The 1,162-nt window shown below is 76.9% G+C and carries 2 pseudogenes; both read left to right on the forward strand.

The features are described from left to right. Nucleotides 1–312, forward strand: a pseudogene (locus E1292_RS50455) (hypothetical protein); the annotation flags it as partial. Continuing rightward, nucleotides 309–1,162: pseudogene (locus E1292_RS52435) on the forward strand (hypothetical protein); the annotation flags it as partial. The pseudogenes E1292_RS50455 and E1292_RS52435, both read left to right, overlap by 4 nt.

Below are 1,162 nucleotides of genomic sequence, written 5' to 3' on the forward strand. Positions count from 1 at the left end.
GCCCAGCCCACTCCCCCGCGCTCCAACCTGCCCGACCCGGGGCCCGGCGACGCGCTCGACACCTCGCCCGACGCGGCCGCGGCGCGGCTGACGCAGGTCGCGGAGTCGCTGCTGGGCGACGCCTCCCGGGTGGCGCTGGCCGACGTGCTCGGCTCCGACTGGCCGTCGGCGCGCCGCGTGCTCGCCGACCTGACGACGCTCGACCTGCGGCCCGAGCTGCCCTACCGGCTGACGTGGGCCGACGGGCTCACGATCGCCCCGGAGCGCGAGCCCGCCTGGTTGTCCCACGGCTATCTGGAGCGCGCCCGATGAGCGAGGAGGCGGCGACGGCGCACGTGCGGGCGCGGTCCACCGGGCCGCTGTGGCTGAGGGCCGGGGTCGCCCCGCCACCGGGGATGACGCGCCTGACGCGGCCCGACTCCACCGGGCAGGCGCTGCCGGTGTGGCCCGACGGCGTGACACCGTCCCTCCTGGACGAACACCAGGTCCCTCCCCTCCCCGTGGAGCGCTCCGGCGAGACCCGGCGGGTGCTCGCCGCCGTGCTCAAATGCTGCTGGACCGACCTGTCCGCCGACCCGTGGCCGGGCCGTCCCGCGCCGGTGGAGCTGGTGCTCGACACCTACCGGGCGCTGATCGGCCGTACCGACGACCTGATGCGCAACTGGGCGGTCGGCGCGCTGCGGCGGCTGCACGACTCGGCCTGGATCGTCATGGACGACGGCGTCGTCTGCCTGGGCCCGCGCTGTGCCCTCTGGCCGGTCGAGTCGCACGCCCAGCTGCAGGAGCTGGTCCGGCGGCTGCCCGAGCCCGAGCGCCCCGAGCTGACCGTGGTGGGCGACGCCGACATCGTGGCCGCCGCCTCGGAGAGCGCGCCCGCGCCGGTGACGGGGCCCGGAGGCCGGGTCGAAGCGGGCGCGGCGGAGTTCGACGACCTGCTGAGCGGCTACGACGAGCGGCGGCGGGCGGAGCTGGTGGCGGCGTTCATGGTGGTGGAGCACGCGGCCGAGCCGGTGCAGGAGGCCCGCTTCGCCGCCCTGCGCGACCCGGCGCTGCGGCACACGGTGGGCGAGATGCTGGCCCGGCGCGGCCGTACTCTCATCCAGCACCGCGAGCGCTGGATCTCCGGCTACGACGACACCTGCGCCGCCGCCCTCACCGAGCC

Source organism: Nonomuraea deserti (genome assembly GCF_004348685.1).
Classification (GTDB): Bacteria; Actinomycetota; Actinomycetes; order Streptosporangiales; family Streptosporangiaceae; genus Nonomuraea; species Nonomuraea deserti.